At 54.6% G+C, this 19,016-nt stretch carries 19 protein-coding genes; 9 read left to right on the top strand and 10 right to left on the bottom strand.

Going from position 1 to position 19,016, the window contains the following annotated elements:
* Positions 1-337: 337 nt before the first annotated feature.
* A complete protein-coding gene (locus RTX30_RS10410) occupies positions 338-1,729 on the bottom strand; it encodes a NarK family nitrate/nitrite MFS transporter (protein WP_312689477.1) in 1,392 nt (463 codons plus the stop codon).
* 309 nt (positions 1,730-2,038) lie between these two features.
* On the opposite strand from RTX30_RS10410, the gene narX reads away from it, so the two are divergent.
* Together narX and narL are read left to right on the top strand one after the other, a co-directional pair.
* Positions 2,039-3,838, top strand: coding sequence for a nitrate/nitrite two-component system sensor histidine kinase NarX (narX, locus tag RTX30_RS10405; RefSeq protein WP_312689475.1), 1,800 nt, complete (start codon positions 2,039-2,041; stop codon positions 3,836-3,838).
* A complete protein-coding gene (narL, locus tag RTX30_RS10400) occupies positions 3,831-4,481 on the top strand; it encodes a two-component system response regulator NarL (protein WP_312689473.1) in 651 nt (216 codons plus the stop codon). The genes narX and narL overlap by 8 nt, the downstream gene beginning before the upstream one ends.
* Before the next feature lie 3 nt (positions 4,482-4,484).
* On the opposite strand, the gene RTX30_RS10395 is transcribed toward narL, so the two are convergent.
* A complete protein-coding gene (locus tag RTX30_RS10395) occupies positions 4,485-5,894 on the bottom strand; it encodes a YchO/YchP family invasin (protein WP_312689471.1) in 1,410 nt (469 codons plus the stop codon).
* Positions 5,895-6,057: 163 nt separating this feature from the next.
* Between RTX30_RS10395 and RTX30_RS10390 the strand changes: the two genes are divergently transcribed.
* The 4 genes from RTX30_RS10390 (at position 6,058) to RTX30_RS10375 (ending at position 9,419) form a co-directional block, all read left to right on the top strand.
* Positions 6,058-6,609 carry a YbhB/YbcL family Raf kinase inhibitor-like protein gene (locus tag RTX30_RS10390; RefSeq protein ID WP_312689470.1) on the top strand — a complete coding sequence of 184 codons (552 nt, stop codon included), beginning with the start codon at positions 6,058-6,060 and terminating at the stop codon, positions 6,607-6,609.
* 105 nt (positions 6,610-6,714) lie between these two features.
* Positions 6,715-7,068 carry a DsrE/DsrF/TusD sulfur relay family protein gene (locus RTX30_RS10385; RefSeq protein WP_312689469.1) on the top strand — a complete coding sequence of 118 codons (354 nt, stop codon included), beginning with the start codon at positions 6,715-6,717 and terminating at the stop codon, positions 7,066-7,068.
* A gap of 107 nt (positions 7,069-7,175) precedes the next feature.
* Complete coding sequence (locus RTX30_RS10380) at positions 7,176-8,960, top strand: methyl-accepting chemotaxis protein (RefSeq protein ID WP_312689467.1); 1,785 nt, start codon at positions 7,176-7,178, stop codon at positions 8,958-8,960.
* Positions 8,961-9,173: 213 nt separating this feature from the next.
* Complete coding sequence (locus tag RTX30_RS10375) at positions 9,174-9,419, top strand: DUF1883 domain-containing protein (RefSeq protein ID WP_312689512.1); 246 nt, start codon at positions 9,174-9,176, stop codon at positions 9,417-9,419.
* Positions 9,420-9,429: 10 nt separating this feature from the next.
* On the opposite strand, the gene RTX30_RS10370 is transcribed toward RTX30_RS10375, so the two are convergent.
* Complete coding sequence (locus RTX30_RS10370; RefSeq protein WP_312689465.1) at positions 9,430-10,128, bottom strand: gamma-glutamylcyclotransferase; 699 nt, start codon at positions 10,126-10,128, stop codon at positions 9,430-9,432.
* 153 nt (positions 10,129-10,281) lie between these two features.
* Positions 10,282-10,512, bottom strand: coding sequence for a putative cation transport regulator ChaB (gene chaB, locus RTX30_RS10365; protein WP_312689463.1), 231 nt, complete (start codon positions 10,510-10,512; stop codon positions 10,282-10,284).
* A 275-nt stretch (positions 10,513-10,787) separates the two neighbouring features.
* Between chaB and chaA the strand changes: the two genes are divergently transcribed.
* Positions 10,788-11,888, top strand: coding sequence for a sodium-potassium/proton antiporter ChaA (chaA, locus tag RTX30_RS10360; protein ID WP_312689461.1), 1,101 nt, complete (start codon positions 10,788-10,790; stop codon positions 11,886-11,888).
* A gap of 48 nt (positions 11,889-11,936) precedes the next feature.
* Here the strand turns inward: chaA and kdsA are convergent, their stop codons facing one another.
* Genes kdsA through hemA form a run of 6 tightly spaced genes read right to left on the bottom strand, consistent with a single transcriptional unit; the run spans position 11,937 to position 17,252 of the window.
* Positions 11,937-12,788 (bottom strand): 3-deoxy-8-phosphooctulonate synthase, encoded by an 852-nt coding sequence (gene kdsA, locus RTX30_RS10355; protein ID WP_312689460.1) that lies wholly within the window; start codon positions 12,786-12,788, stop codon positions 11,937-11,939.
* A 36-nt stretch (positions 12,789-12,824) separates the two neighbouring features.
* On the bottom strand, positions 12,825-13,634 hold the full coding sequence (gene sirB1 / locus RTX30_RS10350; protein ID WP_312689459.1) for an invasion regulator SirB1: 810 nt from the start codon (positions 13,632-13,634) through the stop codon (positions 12,825-12,827).
* A gap of 3 nt (positions 13,635-13,637) precedes the next feature.
* A complete protein-coding gene (sirB2, locus tag RTX30_RS10345) occupies positions 13,638-14,030 on the bottom strand; it encodes an invasion regulator SirB2 (protein WP_312689457.1) in 393 nt (130 codons plus the stop codon).
* Between the two features lie 6 nt (positions 14,031-14,036).
* On the bottom strand, positions 14,037-14,876 hold the full coding sequence (gene prmC, locus RTX30_RS10340) for a peptide chain release factor N(5)-glutamine methyltransferase (protein WP_312689455.1): 840 nt from the start codon (positions 14,874-14,876) through the stop codon (positions 14,037-14,039).
* Positions 14,876-15,958: a peptide chain release factor 1 gene (gene prfA, locus RTX30_RS10335; RefSeq protein ID WP_312689454.1), complete on the bottom strand. Its 1,083-nt coding sequence runs from the start codon at positions 15,956-15,958 to the stop codon at positions 14,876-14,878. Before prfA ends, prmC begins: the two co-directional genes overlap by 1 nt.
* A gap of 37 nt (positions 15,959-15,995) precedes the next feature.
* Positions 15,996-17,252 (bottom strand): glutamyl-tRNA reductase, encoded by a 1,257-nt coding sequence (hemA, locus tag RTX30_RS10330; RefSeq protein WP_312689452.1) that lies wholly within the window; start codon positions 17,250-17,252, stop codon positions 15,996-15,998.
* 201 nt (positions 17,253-17,453) lie between these two features.
* Here hemA and lolB point away from each other — a divergent pair, with 201 nt between their 5' ends.
* Positions 17,454-18,077, top strand: coding sequence for a lipoprotein insertase outer membrane protein LolB (lolB, locus tag RTX30_RS10325; protein ID WP_312689450.1), 624 nt, complete (start codon positions 17,454-17,456; stop codon positions 18,075-18,077).
* A complete protein-coding gene (gene ispE, locus RTX30_RS10320; protein WP_312689448.1) occupies positions 18,074-18,943 on the top strand; it encodes a 4-(cytidine 5'-diphospho)-2-C-methyl-D-erythritol kinase in 870 nt (289 codons plus the stop codon). The genes lolB and ispE overlap by 4 nt, the downstream gene beginning before the upstream one ends.
* Positions 18,944-19,016 lie beyond the last annotated feature (73 nt).

The raw sequence follows: 19,016 nt of genomic DNA, 5'->3' as shown, positions 1-19,016 counted from the left end.
GATTTGCCGTGAAGGTAACCCCCACAAAGACAAAGAGAATTGATGGTGATCAAGCCGCTACAGCGTACTTTCTGCGCCCAAATAGCGAGTTACTACCAAAGGGTTAGCTTTTTCTATTTTTTATATTATTGATAAATAAGAATTTTATTCATTACATAAGGAAACCATCTGCACATTTCCGGTGGGCGAGGTATTAAGGGGTAGATGACGGGTTATAAAAAACCGCACCGGTGCCGACGATGTGCGCCGTATAAAAAACAAGAGTATGTTGTAACTAATAATGGTGCTAAAAAAGCGCGGCCATCGCCGCGCAAGGATAATCAACAAGTACTTCGTATTATTGTTTTTTACGCCCGTATATCGCCCAGGTGATGACCACGCAGGCAACATAGAACACGAGAAACACTTTCATTGCGCCCGCCGGAGAACCGGTCAACGCCAGCGAAGTGCCGAAAGCTTTCGGGATGAAGAAACCGCCAATAGCGCCAATGGCCGAGATAAATCCCAGTGCCGCAGCTGTTTCTGTTGCGGCTTCACGCATGGCGTCTTTTTCCGTGCCACCCGCTTGTTGAACGCGCTCCATGGTCATTTTACGGAAAGTGACCGAAATCATCTGGAAGGTGGAGCCGCTGCCCAGTCCCGCCGTCATAAACAGCACCAGGAAGACACAGAAGAAAGCGGTAAAATTCCCCCCGGTACCGCCTGAAGGCAGTGTCAGGAACAGCAATGCACTGAAGATTGCCATGACCACAAAGTTCACCAGCGTGACACGCGTACCGCCAAGGCGGTCAGAAATCGCCCCCCCCGCCGAACGTGCCAGCGCGCCTACCAGCGGGCCAAAGAACGCGAAATGCAGAATTTGCACCTCCGGGAACTGGGTTTTTGACAACATGGCAAAACCGGCAGAAAAACCGATAAACGAACCGAATGTCGCCAGGTAGAGGAAACTCATGATCCACAGGTGCGAGCGCTTCAGTACCGGCAGTTGCTCACGCAAGGAGGCCTTAGATGTCGCCAGTTCATTCATGCCGAACCAGGCCGCCAGGGTGCATACCACCAGCAACGGCACCCAAATCCAGGCTGCGTTTTCGAGGTACAGTGTTGAACCATCCGGCTGCACGGTGCCAGTCGCACCAAAGGCGGCGAAAATCGAGAACGACACGGCCAGCGGCGCGATCAGTTGCATTACGCTCACGCCGAGGTTACCGAGGCCACCGTTGATGCCCAGTGCTCCACCCTGCTTCTGTTTCGGGAAGAAGAAGCTGATATTCGCCATACTGGACGCAAAATTAGCGCCGGCAAAGCCGCACAGCAGCGAGATAATAATAAACGTGTTGTACGAGGTGGTGGGATCCTGAACGGCAATCCCCAGCCACACGCAAGGAATAATCATGATCCCGGTACTGAACGCCGTCCAGCGACGGCCACCAAATACCGGTACCATAAATGAGTACGGCACACGTAACAGCGCACCCGACACGGATGGCAAGGCTGTCAGTAAAAACAGCTGGTCGGTGGTAAACTGAAAACCCACTTTAGGGAGATTGACGGCTACCGCGCTAAAGAGCATCCAGACACAGAATGCCAGGAGCAGGCAAGGTACGGAAATCCAGAGGTTACGGCTGGCCGTCTGCTGCCCCTGTTGTTGCCAAAAAGCCGGATCTTCAGGACGCCAGTCGGTTATCACTCGCGTGGACGTACTTTTCTCCGGGATGGATGAGTGCTGCATAAACACCTCTGCTGATCGGTTTGATGCCTGCCACCTTAGTTTTTACAGCGGCAGTTAAGTTGATATAAATCAAAGGAAAAGCAGCCCTTTCAGCGGGCAAAAAATCGCCATGCTCATTAGTGAGTAGCGCATAGTGATAAAAAAGGTGTGGTTTTTCACGGTTCTGACCCCCTCTACTCCGTTCCTTGTTGCAAACGTCGACTCATTGGCAATAAAGGGGTAACTCTTTATGGGTATGGGTATACCCCAGGCGATAGCTGACAATACACGCCATCCGCACCGTTAGCGGCTCAGGAGCCTTATTCGCTTATGCTAAAACGCCTTTTCACACCGCTTACGCTGGTTAACCAACTGGCGTTAATCATGATGCTGTCTACCGCTATTGGCGTGGCCGGTATGGCTATTTCCGGCTGGCTGGTGCAGGGCGTTCAGGGCAGTGCGCATGCAATCAACAAAGCCGGTTCGCTGCGCATGCAGAGTTATCGCCTGCTGTCCGCCATTCCGCTGCACGAAGATGAGCACTACCTGATCGATGAAATGGAGCAAACCGCCTTCAGTCCTGAGCTGGCAAAAGCCGCCGCACGTGACGGTCAACTGCTGCAACTCGCGGGGTTGCAAAACTACTGGCACAACGAGGTGATCCCGGCCATTAAAGGCGCGCAGCAACCTGTGGAAGTGGCCAGCACCATTGCTGTTTTTGTCAGTCGTATTGATCAACTGGTCACCGCCTTTGACCACAATACCGAGCAGCGCATTGAACATGTGGTGATACTGCACCGGGCGATGGCTGTGTTAATGGGGCTGTTGCTGCTGTTTGCCGTCGTCTGGTTACGGGCGCGTTTACTCCGTCCGTGGCAGCAGCTGTTGCAGATGGCGCGGGCGGTTAGCCACCGCGACTTTACCCAACGTGCCAGCATTAGCGGGCGCAATGAGATGGCCACGCTGGGCGAAGCACTGAATAACATGTCCGCCGAGCTGGCGGAAAGTTATGCCGTCCTGGAGCAGCGGGTACAGGAAAAGACCGCCGGGCTGGAGCATAAAAATCAGATCCTCTCTTTTTTATGGCAAGCCAACCATCGTCTGCATTCACGCATTCCGCTGTGCGAACGGCTCTCGCCGGTGCTCAATGGCTTGCAGAATTTAACCCTGCTGCATGACATTGAACTGCGGGTTTATGATATGGAAGATGAGGATAATCATCAGGAATTTACCTGCCAGTCAGACGCCAGTTGCGACGACAAAGGCTGCCATTTATGCCCACGCGGGGCCCCTGCTGCACCTGCGGGCGGCGGCACGACGCTGAAATGGCGACTGGCCGATGCCCATATGCAGTACGGTTTACTGCTGGCAACGCTGCCGTCGGGACGCCACCTGAGCCACGATCAACAGCAACTGGTGGATACCCTGGTGGAACAGATTACCGCTACGCTGGCATTGGACCGGCACCAGGATCGGCAACAGCAGTTGATGGTAATGGAAGAACGCGCCACCATTGCCCGCGAGCTTCATGACTCGATCGCGCAGTCGCTCTCCTGTATGAAAATGCAGGTCAGCTGTTTGCAGATGCAGGGCGACGAATTGCCGCCGAACAGTCAGCAATTGTTGGGGCAGATTCGTAATGAACTGAATACGTCGTGGGCGCAACTGCGCGAATTGCTGACCACGTTCCGCTTGCAGCTCAGTGAGCCGGGGCTGCGCCCGGCGCTGGAATCCAGTTGCCAGGAGTACAGCAACCATTTTGGTTTCCCGGTGCGGCTTGATTATCAGCTACCGCCGCGACGGGTGCCCTCGCATCAGGCCATTCATTTACTGCAAATTGCCCGCGAGGCGTTAAGCAATGCATTAAAACACGCCGGCGCCACCGCGGTCAGCGTCGCCGTGCAACAGCAGGAAAACCGGGTAATATTACGCATCAGTGACAACGGCTGCGGGATCCCGGTCAATGCTGAACGAACCAACCATTACGGGTTGATTATTATGCGTGACCGCGCGCAAAGCCTGCGTGGCGACTGTCAGGTCCGGCCGATAGCAACCGGCGGTACTGAGGTGGTCGTGACGTTTATTCCCGAGACTATTTTCTCATCCCTGCAAGGAGATACCCATGAGTAATCAGGAACCGGCAACCATCCTCCTGATCGACGACCATCCGATGCTGCGAACCGGAGTGAAACAGTTGATTAGCATGGCACCCGATATCACTGTCGTCGGCGAAGCCAGCAACGGCGAGCAAGGCATTGACCTGGCGGAATCACTGGATCCGGACCTGATTTTACTGGATCTCAATATGCCCGGGATGAACGGTCTTGAAACGCTGGACAAACTGCGTGAAAAAACCCTCTCCGGCCGCATTGTGGTGTTCAGCGTGTCCAACCATGAAGAAGACGTGGTCACCGCGCTAAAACGTGGCGCAGATGGTTACCTGCTGAAAGATATGGAGCCCGAAGATCTGCTCAAAGCGCTGCAGCAAGCCGCCGCCGGTGAGATGGTATTAAGCGAGGCATTAACGCCAGTGCTGGCCGCAAGCCTGCGCGCTAACCGCGCCACGACGGACCGCGACATCACCCAGCTAACACCGCGCGAGCGCGACATCCTTAAACTGATTGCTCAAGGGTTACCGAACAAGATGATTGCCCGCCGTCTGGACATTACCGAAAGTACGGTCAAGGTCCATGTCAAACATATGCTGAAGAAAATGAAGCTCAAATCACGTGTCGAAGCGGCGGTTTGGGTACATCAGGAACGTATTTTTTGACCATTACGGGCCTGGCAGTGACCAGCCCGTCGTGTTGTCGGCTGTCGGAGCAATCACCGGCTCCGTCAGTTTCAGTTCAATTGTATTGGACGTGACCTTCTGGCCTTTCTCATCTTCCACCAGCGCCGTGAGCGTCCAGCGGTTGCTTGCTCCGTCGCTGCTGTCCCAGCGCGGCATGATCAGCGTCCAGCCATCGACGCTGCGGCCGTTAGCAGGCGGCGTCAGGCTAAGCGCCTGCGTGTCCCCTTGCCAGCTAATGGCTCGAATACCGTGTACGCTGTTGACCTGCAATTTAAGCTGCACTGTCTCCCCGGGTTGCAGATCCCACGGCGGCGTAGCGAGAAAGACCGACAACGTTTTGCGCTGACGATACTCATACACCGGCACCGTGTTGCGGGTCGGGCTGTCATAGCGACTCCCCCGCAACGAGCGGCTTTCCGCCACTTCACTGGCGGAGAGTTGTTTCCACAGCGGCACGCCAAAGCGGTAATTTAATTTCAGCCCCAGGTCATTCTGGCTGACACCACTCTCGCCCTGTTTATGCTCGGCCGTCAGGGTCACCAGCGGTACCGGGGTGTAGTGTACCCCCAGCTTTACCGCCATCGGATTGTGATAACCGGTACCGGAGTCAAACAGATCCACACTGTCGCCAAAATATTGTTCAAGGCTGACGCTGGTGTTGAGCTGTTGCCAGAACGGTAATCTTGCCTGAGCCGTCACATCATAACCGCGCGCCATTCGCTGCTGCAGCGTCGCGCTCTGGTACTCCCAGCTATTAACAGGTTGGTAGTAGTTGGCGGAAAAACGCAGATACTCGCCCCAGGCTTCCGCACCAAGCCCGGCACGGCCAAGGTTATCTTCCAGCAGGTTATCGTAGAAGGTGTTATATCCCAGTAACCAGTTCCCGGCGATCCAGCGCTGCCCCACGCCGACATTGCCGACCAGCCCGGCATCCTGCTGAGTCAGCCCCAGCATTCCCCAACTGAGATAGCGATTATTATCCTGCAGAGGAACAAACCAGTCGCCATGGCTGCCGTTAAAGCCGCCGTCATTATCGACCTTAAAATCAACGCTGGCGGTTCCCCACGGGGAGAGCCAGGATTCAACCTGCTGGTTTACTTCATCGCTAACGACATCACGTATCTGGCCAAAGGCAAACTGACGCGCCTGCGCGCCCGTGGTCAGGCCGTTATCTGTCATACTGGCTTCACCAAAGGCTTTCGCCATCTCCGCAAAATGTTTTTCCTGCGCGCCATTTTCCGGAGCCATACCGAGATCCGGCAAACCGTCACCGTTATTGTCGAAGGGGTTTTCCGCCTGCTGAACAAAGCTGTTCTGTCGGGCACTGACAGAACCTCCCGCCAGCAGAACGACAAGGAGGGAACAAAGCGGGGAACAGATAACATTACGCATAACAACTTTAATCAGGATCGCCCCCGTCGCGGGTTATACACTCTTAAAGGGTAACGTTTTTTTGTCCCCCTTTGCAGCCATACGGCCATTTTCAGGAAAATCCTGATCGCGCCCGCTGCGCCGCAACTACAGTTAATAGACTGTTTGTCTTTAGAGAGCCGCGATGAAAAAAAGCATTCGTTCCGCGTTATGCTGTGTATTGCTGAGTTGCGCTGTCCAGGCCACTGCTAATGAACTGTTTGTATTGCAGTCTCCTGCGTTTGCCGACAATGCCCTGATGGAGAAAAAATTTGCCGGCAACGCCAGTAGCAATCCCAACTGCACCGGAGAGAATATGTCGCCAGCGCTGATATGGAGTCATCCGCCTGCCAATACCCAGAGTTTTGCCCTGGTGGTGCACGATCCCGAAGGTGCCTCCGGCCTCGGCGTGACGCACCTGGTCGCGTATAATATTTCGCCTGCTGCTGCGGGTTTTGCGCAAAATGATCTGCGCGACGGTAAAGGGTATACCGGCGGGAAAAATACGCCGGGTAATGTCCGCTGGCATGGCCCCTGCCCGCCACCAGGCAGTGGGGCTCATCACTATACCTTCACCCTGATTGCCACCTCGCTCCCCCCTGACCTGCCTGCCGGGCTCACCCGGGAAGCGCTCTTCAGCAAGCTGAAAGGCCACACCCTTGCCGCTGCCGGATTAATTGGCCGTTTTGGTCAGTAATCCTCCCTGTTTGCGCCGCCGCCCTTTCCCCTGGGGCGGCGGCGCAGTAGCATAAGCCCCTGCTGCGCGGCAACTCTGCGGCGCAAACCTGTCGAGGGAGTGAAAATGCAAAAACTGGTCATTATTGCTAACGGTGCCGCTTACGGTAGTGAATCTTTGTTTAACAGCCTGCGGCTGGCCATTGCGCTGCGCGAGCAGAGCGCTGAACTGGATCTGAAACTGTTTCTGATGTCCGATGCCGTGACCGCCGGGTTGCGCGGGCAGAAACCGGCGGAAGGTTACAATATTCAGCAGATGCTGGAGATTTTAACGGCGCAACAGATCCCGGTGAAGTTGTGCAAAACCTGCACGGATGGGCGAGGCATCACCGCATTGCCGCTGATCGAAGGGGTCGAAATTGGCACACTGATCGAACTGGCCCAATGGACGCTGGCGGCAGATAAAGTATTAACTTTCTAATATTGCGGCGAGTTTAATATTTTTTTCTTATAGGTGCCTTTACGTCATCAAGTTTGCCTGCTGGGTTGCCGATAGCCCTTTAAGACAACACAGCAGGTACTATAAAAATGTTCAGATCGATTAAAGCCCGTATTCTGGCGGCGACAGCGGGATGCCTCGTTATCGCTTTGCTGCTTAACACCATCATTAATTATCAGGTAACCAGCCGACATAACACGCAAACTCAGCAAGATATCCTTTCCAGTACCAGCGCCAGTCACAGCATTGCCATTGCCGACTGGATCGTCACGAAAACAACCATGATCGCCTCTTTGCAAAGTGTGGCCCTGACCAGCGACCCGGTGCCGGTCTTTACCCAGATCGCGCGCGCTGGCGGTTTTATCAATGTTTATGTCGGTTACGCCAGTAAAACGGCGAAGTTCTCCGATCCTGGCGGCGTACCGCCTGACTACGATCCGACAATCCGCCCCTGGTATCAGCAAGTGGTAAAAGCGGACGCCCCTGTCGTGACCGCCCCCTATGTTGACGCCAGTACTGGCAGCCTGGTGGTAACGTTTGCCGTGCCGGTGAAAGAGAACGGGGTGTTGAAAGGTGTGGTGGCGGGCGATGTATCGATGGACAGCGTCGTGGCCAACGTTAAAGGTATCAGCCCGACACCAAACAGCAGCGGCATGCTGCTGGCCAGCGATGGCACAATCATTGCCGCGGCGAATGATAAACTCACGCAAAAACCGTTTACCGATGCGGTGAGCGGCGTCAGTTTCGCTGATTTGCGTAGCGGTAAACCCATCACAGGGAATTATGCCGATGAACAGAAAGTGTTGCAGGCAAGCCAGGTCAAAGGCACCAACTGGCTGTTAGTCGTGGCGCTGGACAGTGCAGACTCTACCGCCGGCTTACGCGCGCAGTTAAAGGCTTCGGCGCTGACGCTGGTGATACTGCTGTTGATTACCGGAGCCTTTATGCACTGGATAGTTTCGGCCCTGCTCAAGCGACTGTTGACCGTGCGAGACGCCATGAACGCCATTAGCAGCGGCACAAATGATCTCTCCCAGCGTCTGCCAGTGAATGGTAACGATGAAGTGTCGCAAATTGCGCAGGCATTTAACGCCTTCAGCGACAAGCTGTCTGTTGTAATGGCGAAGCTGCGCGATTCCAGCAATTCGGTACAACAGGCGGCGCAGGAGATTGCCGCCGGTAACCAGGATCTCTCCGGGCGTACCGAACAGGCTGCTTCCAGCCTGCGCGAAACCGCGAGTGCGGTCGAGCAGATCACTGCCTCGGTCGCGCAGTCGACCGACGCCGCATCGCAGGCCAACGATCAGGCGCATGCTGCATCACAAGCCGCGTCGCGCGGAGGCCAGGTGGTGAATCAGGCCATCAATACCATGCAGTCAATTGAAGCGGCCTCCACAAAAATCGGTGATATTACCAGCGTGATTGACGCCATTGCTTTCCAGACCAATATCCTCGCGTTGAACGCCTCAGTGGAAGCAGCACGTGCCGGGGAACAAGGCCGTGGATTCGCAGTTGTCGCCGGCGAAGTACGTAATCTCGCCAGCCGTAGCGCACAGGCGGCGAAGGAGATTAAAACGCTGATTGATACCACCACCGACAGTGTGGCAACCGGTTCACGCTATGTCCGTCTGGCCGGGGAAAGCATGACTGATATTGTATCCAGCATCGATAGCGTGTCAGTGATCATGCGGGAAATCACCGTCGCCACCAGCGAGCAGATGAAAGGGATTCAGGAGATCAATCACGCTGTAATCGATTTGGACCGCATGGTGCAACAAAACGCCGAACTGGTGATCCAGTCTGCCGCCGCCGCTGGCGCGCTCCGCTCGCAAGCGGGCGACCTTGCTGAAACAGCCGGACATTTCCGCATTTAATCTTATGTCGGTGCGTTTTGTGCTTTATTTAACGCGCCGACATATCATCACGCCGAATAATGTAATTTTTGTTTAATCGTTACGCCTTTTTTTGATCAAAATCAGCATTCAGGACCCCTCGCTTTGGTGTTATGCAATGAGTGAATTGTGAACAAAATCACGCACGGGATTTTCCAGCATGGAGCGCGTTGTTTAACGACTACGGGGTTGAAAATGGCGTTGGTGAAGGCAAGTTTGAAGCTGTTTGGCGGCGATACGGTGGTGGTTCGTTGTTCTGAAAATTGTCATATCCATCTGATGAGCGAGAAAGGCCGCTCTTCGCAAACCCAGACGGATATTTTAAGTGTACAAAATAAGGCAAGCGCTTATCTTGCAGTGCCTTACAGCGGTATCTGGAATGTGCTGATTGATAGTCACAGCCAGTCGCTGGAGCACTCAATCAGCTACGTTGCAGCGTAACGGCTGTGGTTTAGCAGGCGAAACCAGGTTGCAGATCCGGGCCTGGTTTTTCTTCTTCCAGTAACCCCCGCACTTTCCCCACCAGTTCATTCAGGCAGTCGTCATGCATGCCGAGCTTAACCAGTTCCTGTTCCAGCGAAAAAAGATATTGCGCGTTGGTGCCAAGCGGGCCACTGGCGGCGGCTATCAGTGGAGCAATCACCTGCGCGCGGGTATCCGACTCATACAACGGATGACGGGGATCCATAATAAACACCAACGCATTCACCATTCGGCCATCATCAAGCGCCAGCTTACACCAACTGGGCATATAGCAGCCGGTGATCATCTCACGCTTCCACAGCAGGCCGAGCTCCTGCTCCAGGGCGTTATCCGGCAAACGGTAGGCCACACCGGTCGTGCGTCCGCCCTCTTTCAGCGCCAGCATGCGCCCAGGTTGACAGGCCGTACCGCGCCCTGCGGTTAAACGCAAACAAAATGCACGATGCCAGCCTACCAGCGTCCCGGTGCAGGATTCATCGAACTCCAGCGCCGGGTTCCACATCAGCGAACCGTAGCCAAAAATCCATACCGGTCCGTCATCAGGCCGACAGGCAAGGGTTGCAGCAAGCGATGCTGCCCGCTGTTCTGCCGACCATAATAGCGATTCCTCAATGTCGCCAAACGCCGTTTTACAATCGGCTTTGAGCAAGAAATCACGCGTTAACATCTTTTACCTCCGCCACTGCATGCTTCCCTGCAACTGCTTTACTGCTGCCTTCCCGACATATGCTGCTGGTTTCAACGCAGCTTACTACGACCATATGCAATTCACTGGCCGCTTGCAATAGCGACAATCTATCGAACAGAGCACAAATCGTGGCTATTTCTTTTTATGCCACTTATCGTCATCCCCTTTTTCGTACTCATGCTTCACGGCCGCCCAGGCTACCCGGTGCGCAGTCTCTTCGCGGCTGGCGTCATCACGACGATCCTCTTTATCTTTATATTGATCCCAAGCGCTATTAAACGCCTCTTTATAAATTTCCTGCGCATGTGCAGGCAGCACATTTTGCACGCTCTCAGGCAGGTCAGATTTGCTTTTATACGGCATTTTAGGGCTCCTTTTGCGATAAAACCCTAAGTCTGAACGAGGAATGCTGTTTTCGCCAACGCAGCATAAATTGTGTCGCAATGAAAAACATATCTGTATGTAATTTATAAAGTATTTAAATAAAACACCTTAATTCAGACACCTTAATTTAAAAAGAACAAATGGCGGTAAAATTAAGTAAAAAACATCACGAAATTGCGTATTTTTGCTATTTTAATGTGCTGTAAAGCGTTAACTATAATGTCAAAAACCCGCACTGTGGATGGAGAATCACAATGACAACAACACACGAGGCGGTAAAAACCCGCCACAAGGAGACCTCCCTTATTTTTCCGGTGCTGGCGCTGGCGGCGCTGCTCTTCTGGGGAAGTTCGCATTCGCTGCCAGCGGTAATCGGAATCAATATTCTGGCGCTTATCGGTATTTTATCCAGTGCGTTTAGCGTGGTACGCCATGCCGATGTCCTCGCGCACCGCCTCGGAGAACCCTATGGTTCACTGATTCTGAGCCTCTCGGTCGTTATTCTCGAAGTGAGCCTGATTTCCGCGCTGATGGCAACGGGCGATGCGGCACCGACGTTAATGCGCGATACCCTCTATTCCATCATTATGATCGTCACCGGCGGCCTGGTGGGCTTCTCATTACTGCTTGGCGGGCGAAAGTTTGCCACCCAGTATATGAACCTGTTCGGTATTAAACAGTATCTGATTGCCCTCTTCCCGCTGGCTATCATTGTGCTGGTCTTTCCAATGGCGTTGCCGGATGCCAATTTCACTACCGGTCAGGCGTTGCTGGTCGCGCTGATTTCGGCAGCGATGTACGGTGTGTTTTTGCTGATCCAGACCAAAACGCATCAAAGCTTGTTTGTTTATGAACATGAAGATGAGAGCGACGACGACGATCCGCACCACGGTAAACCCTCTGCGCACGGGAATCTTTGGCATACGGTGTGGTTAATCATCCACCTGGTGGCCGTTATTGCGGTGACCAAAATGAATGCAAAGCCTCTTGAAACGTTGCTGGGTGAACTGAATGCCCCGGTCGCTTTCACCGGTTTCCTTGTCGCGCTGTTAATTCTCTCGCCTGAAGGCCTCGGCGCGCTGAAAGCGGTGCTGAATAACCAGGTTCAGCGGGCGATGAATCTCTTTTTCGGCTCGGTACTGGCAACCATCTCACTAACGGTACCGGTCGTTACATTGATTGCGTGGTTCACCGGAAATCATCTGATCTTTGCGCTGGGTGCGCCTGAAATGATCGTGATGGTCACCTCGCTATTGCTGTGCCAGATCTCTTTTTCCACTGGCCGCACCAATGTGCTTAACGGCGCCGCGCACCTGGCGTTATTCGCTGCGTACCTGATGACAATTTTTGCCTGACGGCTGTTGGCGGCAATAAAAAACCCCGCCAGTGCGGGGTTTTTCGTTTTACTCTGTATCGAGTTCGTCGAAACTCTTCACCAGATCGTCAATCGCTTTGATCTGCTTCAGGAACGGCTCCAGTTTCGCCAGCGGCAGCGCGGACGGACCGTCACATTTTGCGTTATCCGGATCCGGGTGCGCTTCAATAAACAGCCCTGCCAGACCTGTCGCGATACCGGCGCGGGCCAGTTCTGCCACCTGCCCACGACGACCACCGGAAGCCGCACCAAACGGATCACGGCACTGCAGCGCGTGCGTAACGTCGAATATCACCGGCGAATTGTTGGAAACTTTCTTCATTACGCTGAAGCCAAGCATATCCACGACCAGGTTGTCATAACCGAAGTTGGCACCACGATCGCAGAGGATGACTTTGTCATTACCGCCTTCATGGAATTTATCGACGATGTTGCCCATCTGGCCAGGGCTGACAAATTGCGGTTTTTTGACGTTAATGACAGCCCCGGTTTTGGCCATCGCTTCTACCAGGTCGGTCTGGCGCGCAAGGAAAGCCGGCAACTGGATCACGTCAACCACATCGGCAACAGGCTGTGCCTGCGAGGCTTCGTGTACGTCGGTGATCACTTTTACACCGAAAGTCTGTTTCAGCTCCTGAAAAATCTTCATCCCCTCTTCCAGGCCCGGCCCACGGTAGGACTTGATGGAAGAGCGGTTGGCTTTGTCAAAAGAGGCTTTGAACACATACGGGATGCCCAGTTTCTGGGTCACGGTGACGTAGTGTTCGCAAATGCGCATTGCCAAATCGCGGGATTCCAGCACGTTCATACCGCCAAACAGGACAAACGGCAGGTCGTTCGCAACCTTAATGTCGCCAATGCTAACCACTTTTTGTTTCATAGAATCGCCTTATCGAGTGTGAATCGGAACTCATGCTTAATGCAGGGTAATTTGTTTGTGCGAAATTGTGTTGATTTGCGCGCGGATCATCTCGCTGATGGGATCCTCCGGGCACTGCTCAACGAAATAACTTAAATCATTGAGCGCGACATGGTCGCAATCAAGCTGGGCATAAATCAACCCACGGTCGCGGATCTCGTACGGATCTTCCGGATTGAACTGCAACAGCGCTTCACTGGCTCGCAGCGCCAGCTCCATCTGCTGCTCTTCCATCAGGGCCGACTTCAGCGTATCCAGCAGCTTGCGGATCACTTCGGCGTTATCCGCTTCGTCGAGATCTTCATTGAACAGCTCGGCAACCGGGCTGATATTGCCCTTCAGCCACACTTCCAGCGTGTGCTCATCCAGCGTATCGCCGTTAAACGGGTTAATGAGCCACATTTCGCCATCGAGCCACTCTGCCCGCAGGATTAGCTGCGTCGGGAAGATCACCGGCATCAGAGGGATATCGAGACGCCCGGCGACCCATAACAAAATGGCACCGAGTGAGACAGCGCTGCCCTGGCGATTTTCCAGAACTTTGTCCAGCCATAACGCGTCTGACAGACGGTAAACACCGCGTGTATCTTTAAAACCCCATTCGCCATAAAACAGCTCGACGAGTTTTTCCAGCTGCCAGTCCTGAGGCTTCGCCATGCTGATTTCTTCCCGTGCCAGACTGAGCAAACGCTCCAGTTCGTCATGCACATACTGCGAAGGAAAATCATCGCGGATCAGTTCGGAAACAAGGATCATCCCGTCGCATAACGGCGCTTTATTAAATTCGAAATCGGCTAACGACCTCATGTCTTACCCCAGTATCGGTACTTTTGTGGCGGCGAGTTTGATGATGATGTACAGCACCACCAGCCCCAGCAAAAAGGCAATAAAGCCCGTTTGCTGGCTGCGCGGGCGATGTCGCCCCAGCGCAATAAAACCCAAAACGATGTAGATGATAACGCCAAACAGCTTTTCAGTCAGCCATGCACCTTTAGCAGTAAACGGCAAATAGCCCGTCACCCACATCAACCCTGCGCCACTTAACAGCAACACCGTATCCACACAGTGCGGCACAATGCGCACCCAGCGGGCCTGGGCCCGGGGATGGGCCGACCAGCGCCACCAGTAACGTAAAGCAAACAGGCTAATGGTCAATGCCACCGACGTCAAATGTAACGTAATCAGGATCTTAAAGGCACTCATTGCTGCTTACTCCGCGCGCAGCCACTGGCCAAGAGTCAGGCGCTCATTGTTGCCATAATCACGGCAGGTTTCCACCTGTTGCCAGCCACGCTGGTTAAACAGCTCGCGCACCGCAGCACCTTGCTGCCAGCCATGCTCCAGCAGCAACCAGCCGCCCGGTAACAAATGAGATGGCGCATCGTCAATGATGCATTGCAGATCCGCCAGCCCATGGTCAGCCGCCACCAATGCGCTCAACGGCTCGAACCGCACATCGCCTTGCGTCAGATGAGGGTCCTGCTCATCAATGTAAGGCGGATTACTGACAATCAACGAGAACGTTTCCCCGGATAGCGCGCTAAACCAGCTGCTCTGGCGGATCGTAATATTACCCGAGCCCAGATTATCGGCATTGCGCTGCGCCAGTGCCACCGCCTCTGGCACCACATCAACAGCAACAACCTCACAGTCAGGCCTTTCACTGGCCAGCGCCAGTGCAATGGCCCCTGTACCGGTGCCGAGATCAAGAATGCGGCATGGCGCGGCAGGCAAACGGCTCAACGCCTGTTCGACGAGGCATTCGGTATCCGGACGGGGGATCAGGGTGGCAGGCGACACAAAAAGCGGCAGCGACCAGAACTCACGAACACCCACCAAATGCGCGACCGGCTCACCACGAACGCGTCGGGCAAGCAGCGTCTTCAGCTGTTGCTGCTGCCCGGCGGTAAGCTGCGTTTCACCAAAGGCAAGAATATAGGTGCGAGCTTTACCGGTCACAAAACCCAGCAGGATCTCCGCATCACGACGCGGGCTCTCGCTGGCCTGCAACTGACTTATCGCCTCACGCAACCACTGTTGATAATCCATTATTCCTGCTCAGAGAGCGCCGCCAGCTGGTCGGCCTGATATTCCTGCACAATAGGTTCGATCAACATATCCAGCTTGCCCTCCATCACCTCATCCAGGCGATAGAGTGTCACGTTAATACGGTGATCGGTCACGCGACCCTGTGGGAAATTATAGGTGCGGTTGCGGTCGCTGCGATCGCCACTACCCAGCAGGTTGCGACGCGTAGACGCTTCCGCCTGATTACGTTTGGCCGTTTCTGCGGCGTGAATACGTGCCCCCAACACCGACAAGGCTTTCGCTTTGTTTTTATGTTGCGAACGTTCATCCTGACACTCCACCACAATCCCGGTCGGCAGGTGCGTAATACGGATAGCGGAATCGGTGGTGTTAACGTGCTGACCGCCCGCGCCGGAAGAACGGAACGTATCAATACGTAAATCTGCCGGGTTAATGTCCGGCAGCTCCGCTTCTGGCAACTCCGGCATCACGGCGACGGTACAGGCAGAGGTATGAATACGCCCCTGCGATTCGGTGGCCGGTACACGCTGTACGCGATGCCCGCCGGACTCAAATTTCAGACGTCCATATACCCCGTCACCGCTAATTTTAGCGATGACCTCTTTGTAACCGCCATGTTCGCCTTCGTTAGCGCTCATGATCTCAACACGCCAGCGGCGGGCTTCTGCATAACGGCTGTACATGCGGAACAAATCACCGGCAAACAGCGCGGCTTCATCGCCCCCGGTTCCGGCGCGAACTTCCACAAACGCATTGCGTTCATCATCCGGATCTTTTGGCAGCAACAATAATTGCAACTGTTGTTCAAGCTGTTCGCTTTTCTGTTTTGCCTCGAGTAACTCGTCCTGCGCCAGATCGCGCATTTCCGGGTCGTCGAGCATCATCTGCGCGGTTTCGATATCTTCCTGAACCTGTTGCCAGTCAGTAAAACAGCGTGACACATCGCTAAGCTGCGCGTACTCACGCGACAGCGCACGGAAACGATCCTGATCGGCAATGGTTTGCGCATCACCGAGTAGCGCCTGAACTTCTTCATGGCGCTCATGCAGGGCTTCCAGTTTGGCAACGATAGAAGGCTTCATAGGCGTAAGTGCACCTTAGTAATTAGAGATTGTTGTGCTAATCCAGCCCGAGGCTGTTGCGCAGAATATGCAGGCGCTCATCATCCCCGTCACGGGCGGCCTGCTGAAGAGATTTGGTTGGGGCGTGGATCAGGCGATTGGTCAGTTTCCATGCCAGATCCTGCATAATTGCCTGCGGATCGCCGCCCTGCTCGAGCGCGGCGATCGCTTTTGCCGTCAGCGCATCGCGAACATCTTCGGACTGGCTGCGGTATTCACGGATTGTCTCGCTGGCGCTTTGCGCGCGCAGCCAGGCCATAAATTCACTGGTTTCCTGGGCGACGATGGTTTCTGCCTGCACCGCAGCCGCTTTGCGCTGCGCCAGGTTGTGCTGAATAATACTTTGCAAATCGTCTACGCTGTAGAGGTAGGCGTTAGCGACTTTGCCGACTTCCGGTTCGACGTCTCGCGGGACGGCGATATCTACCAATAACATCGGCTGGTTACGGCGCGCTTTCATCGCCCGCTCCATCATACCTTTGCCAATAATCGGCAGCGGACTGGCAGTAGAGCTGATGACAATATCGGCGTCTTTCAGGCGTTCATCGATCTCGCTGAGCGAAATCACTTCGGCGCCCACTTCGTCCGCCAGCACCTGTGCGCGTTCACGGGTACGGTTGGCGATGATCATTTTCTGAACTTTATGCTCACGCAAATGGCGCGCCACCAGTTCGATGGTCTCCCCTGCACCGACCAACAGCACATTGACGGAAGCCAGAGACTCAAAGATTTGCCGGGCAAGCGTACACGCGGCGAACGCAACGGAAACCGCGCTGGCGCCAATGTCCGTCTCAGTACGCACGCGTTTGGCCACGGAGAACGACTTCTGGAACATACGCTCCAGATCGCTGGCGTTGTGGTGCCCACGTTGGGAATCGGCAAACGCCTTTTTCACCTGGCCAAGAATTTGCGGTTCGCCAAGTACCAGAGAATCAAGCCCACTCGCCACGCGCATTAAATGGCTGACGGCGTCATTATCCTGGTGCCAGTACAAACTCTGACGCACCTCTTCTTCACGCAAATGGTGATAATCGCACAGCCAGCGCACCAGCGCCTCTTGCAGATTATCGCGCTCTTCTACGCTCAGATAGAGTTCAGTACGGTTGCATGTCGACAGGACCACTCCCCCTTGCACCATCGGCTGTGACAGCAGGCTCTCCAGAGCCTGGTCAAGCGACTCCGGCGAAAACGCAATGCGTTCTCGCAACGAAACGGGAGCCGTTTTGTGGTTGATGCCAAGTGCTAAAAGGGTCATGGGCGCGGGAATAGTACCAACGTTGATAAGGTTAGACTGCAGGCATCATACAGGATGCGCGTGGTCAATAAAAGAGAGACTCCCCTTTCGGAGTAATTGGTAATTTAATGATTTAAGACAACTTGAACGTAGACGCTGTTTCACGGCGACGCTAGCATTAGGGGTAATTACTGCAACGTATCTCAAGGATTTGTCATCATTATGACGTTACCTGCCTCCCGCCTTATCCGTCTGCTGCCGCTGGCCAGCCTCGTGCTCACCGCCTGTACCCTCACCGCCCCGAAAGGGCCGGGTAAAAGCCCCGACGCACCGCAGTGGCGCCAGCACCAGCAGCAAGTGCGTGAACTGAGCCAATACCAGACCCGCGGCGCGTTTGCGTATCTCTCCGATCAGCAAAAAGTGTATGCCCGCTTTTTCTGGCAGCAAACCGGCCAGGATCGCTACCGTCTGCTGCTGACAAACCCGCTGGGCAGCACAGAACTGGAGCTCAATGCCCAGCCAGGCTCCGCCGAACTGGTGGATAACAAAGGCCAGCATTACAAAGCGGATGATGCCGAAGAGATGATCGGTAAACTGACCGGGATGCCGATTCCATTAAATAGCCTGCGCCAGTGGATCCTCGGTCTGCCAGGCGAGGCAACAGACTACAAACTCGACGATCAATACCGTTTGAGTGAGCTGAACTACAGCCAGGGCGGTAAAAAGTGGAAAGTGGTTTACAGCGGCTACGACAGCAAAACGCAGCCCTCTCTGCCTGCCAATATGGAGCTGAGCGACGGCAGCCAGCGCATTAAGCTGAAAATGGATAACTGGATCGTTAAATGATGACCACCTGGCCTGCTCCGGCGAAACTCAATCTGTTTTTGTATATCACCGGCCAGCGTGCGGACGGTTACCACACTTTACAGACCCTATTTCAGTTTCTTGATTATGGCGACACCCTGCACATCGAACCGCGCAACGATGGCGAAATCCATCTGTTGACGCCAGTCGATGGCGTGCCGGCGGAAGAGAACCTGATCGTTCGCGCCGCCCGTCTACTGATGCAGCGCGCTGGCGAAACCGGGCGTTTAGCGGTGGGTTGCGGCGCGGATATCGCCATCGATAAGCGCCTGCCAATGGGCGGTGGGCTGGGCGGTGGCTCTTCCGATGCCGCGACTGTGCTGGTGGCACTGAACCATTTGTGGCGCTGTGGCCTCAGCGTTGACGAACTGGCAGCTCTGGGTTTAACCCTCGGTGCCGATGTGCCAGTGTTCGTGCGCGGCCATGCTGCTTTCGCCGAGGGCGTGGGCGAAGTATTAACCCCAGTGAACCCGCCGGAAAAGTGGTATCTGGTCGCGCATCCGGGTGTGAGCATTCCCACGCCATTGATTTTCAAAGATCCTGAGTTGCCGAGAAATTCACCCAAAAGGTCAATCGATACGTTACTAAAATGTGAATTTGGCAACGATTGCGAGGTTATCGCAAGAAAACGTTTTCGCGAGGTTGATGCCGCGCTTTCCTGGCTGTTAGAATACGCGCCGTCGCGCCTGACTGGCACAGGAGCCTGTGTCTTTTCCGAATTTGACACCGAATCCGCCGCTCGTCAGGTGCTTGAGCAAGCCCCGGAATGGCTAAACGGTTTTGTCGCGCGAGGCGTCAACCTCTCGCCGCTAGCACAAGCCATCGCCGGGCAAGCTGAGCTCCGGTGACAACGTCACTCTTGTTCCAGACGTTGCATCGCGCTCTTTAATACACCGCATGGATAGATTTCTGCCCTGACCG

This window comes from Kosakonia sp., assembly GCF_032052965.1.
In the GTDB taxonomy this organism is placed as follows: domain Bacteria; phylum Pseudomonadota; class Gammaproteobacteria; order Enterobacterales; family Enterobacteriaceae; genus Kosakonia.
The sequence above is the reverse complement of the archived record's forward strand: the minus strand, read 5'-3'. Positions and strand labels throughout refer to the sequence as shown.

Excerpts from the sequence above, each read along its gene's own strand:
- RTX30_RS10410 (WP_312689477.1), bottom strand. The coding sequence starts at position 1,729 with ATGCAGCACTCATCCATCCCGGAGAAAAGTACGTCCACGCGAGTGATA.
- narX (WP_312689475.1), top strand. The coding sequence starts at position 2,039 with ATGCTAAAACGCCTTTTCACACCGCTTACGCTGGTTAACCAACTGGCG.
- narL (WP_312689473.1), top strand. The coding sequence starts at position 3,831 with ATGAGTAATCAGGAACCGGCAACCATCCTCCTGATCGACGACCATCCG.
- RTX30_RS10395 (WP_312689471.1), bottom strand. The coding sequence starts at position 5,894 with ATGCGTAATGTTATCTGTTCCCCGCTTTGTTCCCTCCTTGTCGTTCTG.
- RTX30_RS10390 (WP_312689470.1), top strand. The coding sequence starts at position 6,058 with ATGAAAAAAAGCATTCGTTCCGCGTTATGCTGTGTATTGCTGAGTTGC.
- RTX30_RS10385 (WP_312689469.1), top strand. The coding sequence starts at position 6,715 with ATGCAAAAACTGGTCATTATTGCTAACGGTGCCGCTTACGGTAGTGAA.
- RTX30_RS10380 (WP_312689467.1), top strand. The coding sequence starts at position 7,176 with ATGTTCAGATCGATTAAAGCCCGTATTCTGGCGGCGACAGCGGGATGC.
- RTX30_RS10375 (WP_312689512.1), top strand. The coding sequence starts at position 9,174 with ATGGCGTTGGTGAAGGCAAGTTTGAAGCTGTTTGGCGGCGATACGGTG.
- RTX30_RS10370 (WP_312689465.1), bottom strand. The coding sequence starts at position 10,128 with ATGTTAACGCGTGATTTCTTGCTCAAAGCCGATTGTAAAACGGCGTTT.
- chaB (WP_312689463.1), bottom strand. The coding sequence starts at position 10,512 with ATGCCGTATAAAAGCAAATCTGACCTGCCTGAGAGCGTGCAAAATGTG.
- chaA (WP_312689461.1), top strand. The coding sequence starts at position 10,788 with ATGACAACAACACACGAGGCGGTAAAAACCCGCCACAAGGAGACCTCC.
- kdsA (WP_312689460.1), bottom strand. The coding sequence starts at position 12,788 with ATGAAACAAAAAGTGGTTAGCATTGGCGACATTAAGGTTGCGAACGAC.
- sirB1 (WP_312689459.1), bottom strand. The coding sequence starts at position 13,634 with ATGAGGTCGTTAGCCGATTTCGAATTTAATAAAGCGCCGTTATGCGAC.
- sirB2 (WP_312689457.1), bottom strand. The coding sequence starts at position 14,030 with ATGAGTGCCTTTAAGATCCTGATTACGTTACATTTGACGTCGGTGGCA.
- prmC (WP_312689455.1), bottom strand. The coding sequence starts at position 14,876 with ATGGATTATCAACAGTGGTTGCGTGAGGCGATAAGTCAGTTGCAGGCC.
- prfA (WP_312689454.1), bottom strand. The coding sequence starts at position 15,958 with ATGAAGCCTTCTATCGTTGCCAAACTGGAAGCCCTGCATGAGCGCCAT.
- hemA (WP_312689452.1), bottom strand. The coding sequence starts at position 17,252 with ATGACCCTTTTAGCACTTGGCATCAACCACAAAACGGCTCCCGTTTCG.
- lolB (WP_312689450.1), top strand. The coding sequence starts at position 17,454 with ATGACGTTACCTGCCTCCCGCCTTATCCGTCTGCTGCCGCTGGCCAGC.
- ispE (WP_312689448.1), top strand. The coding sequence starts at position 18,074 with ATGATGACCACCTGGCCTGCTCCGGCGAAACTCAATCTGTTTTTGTAT.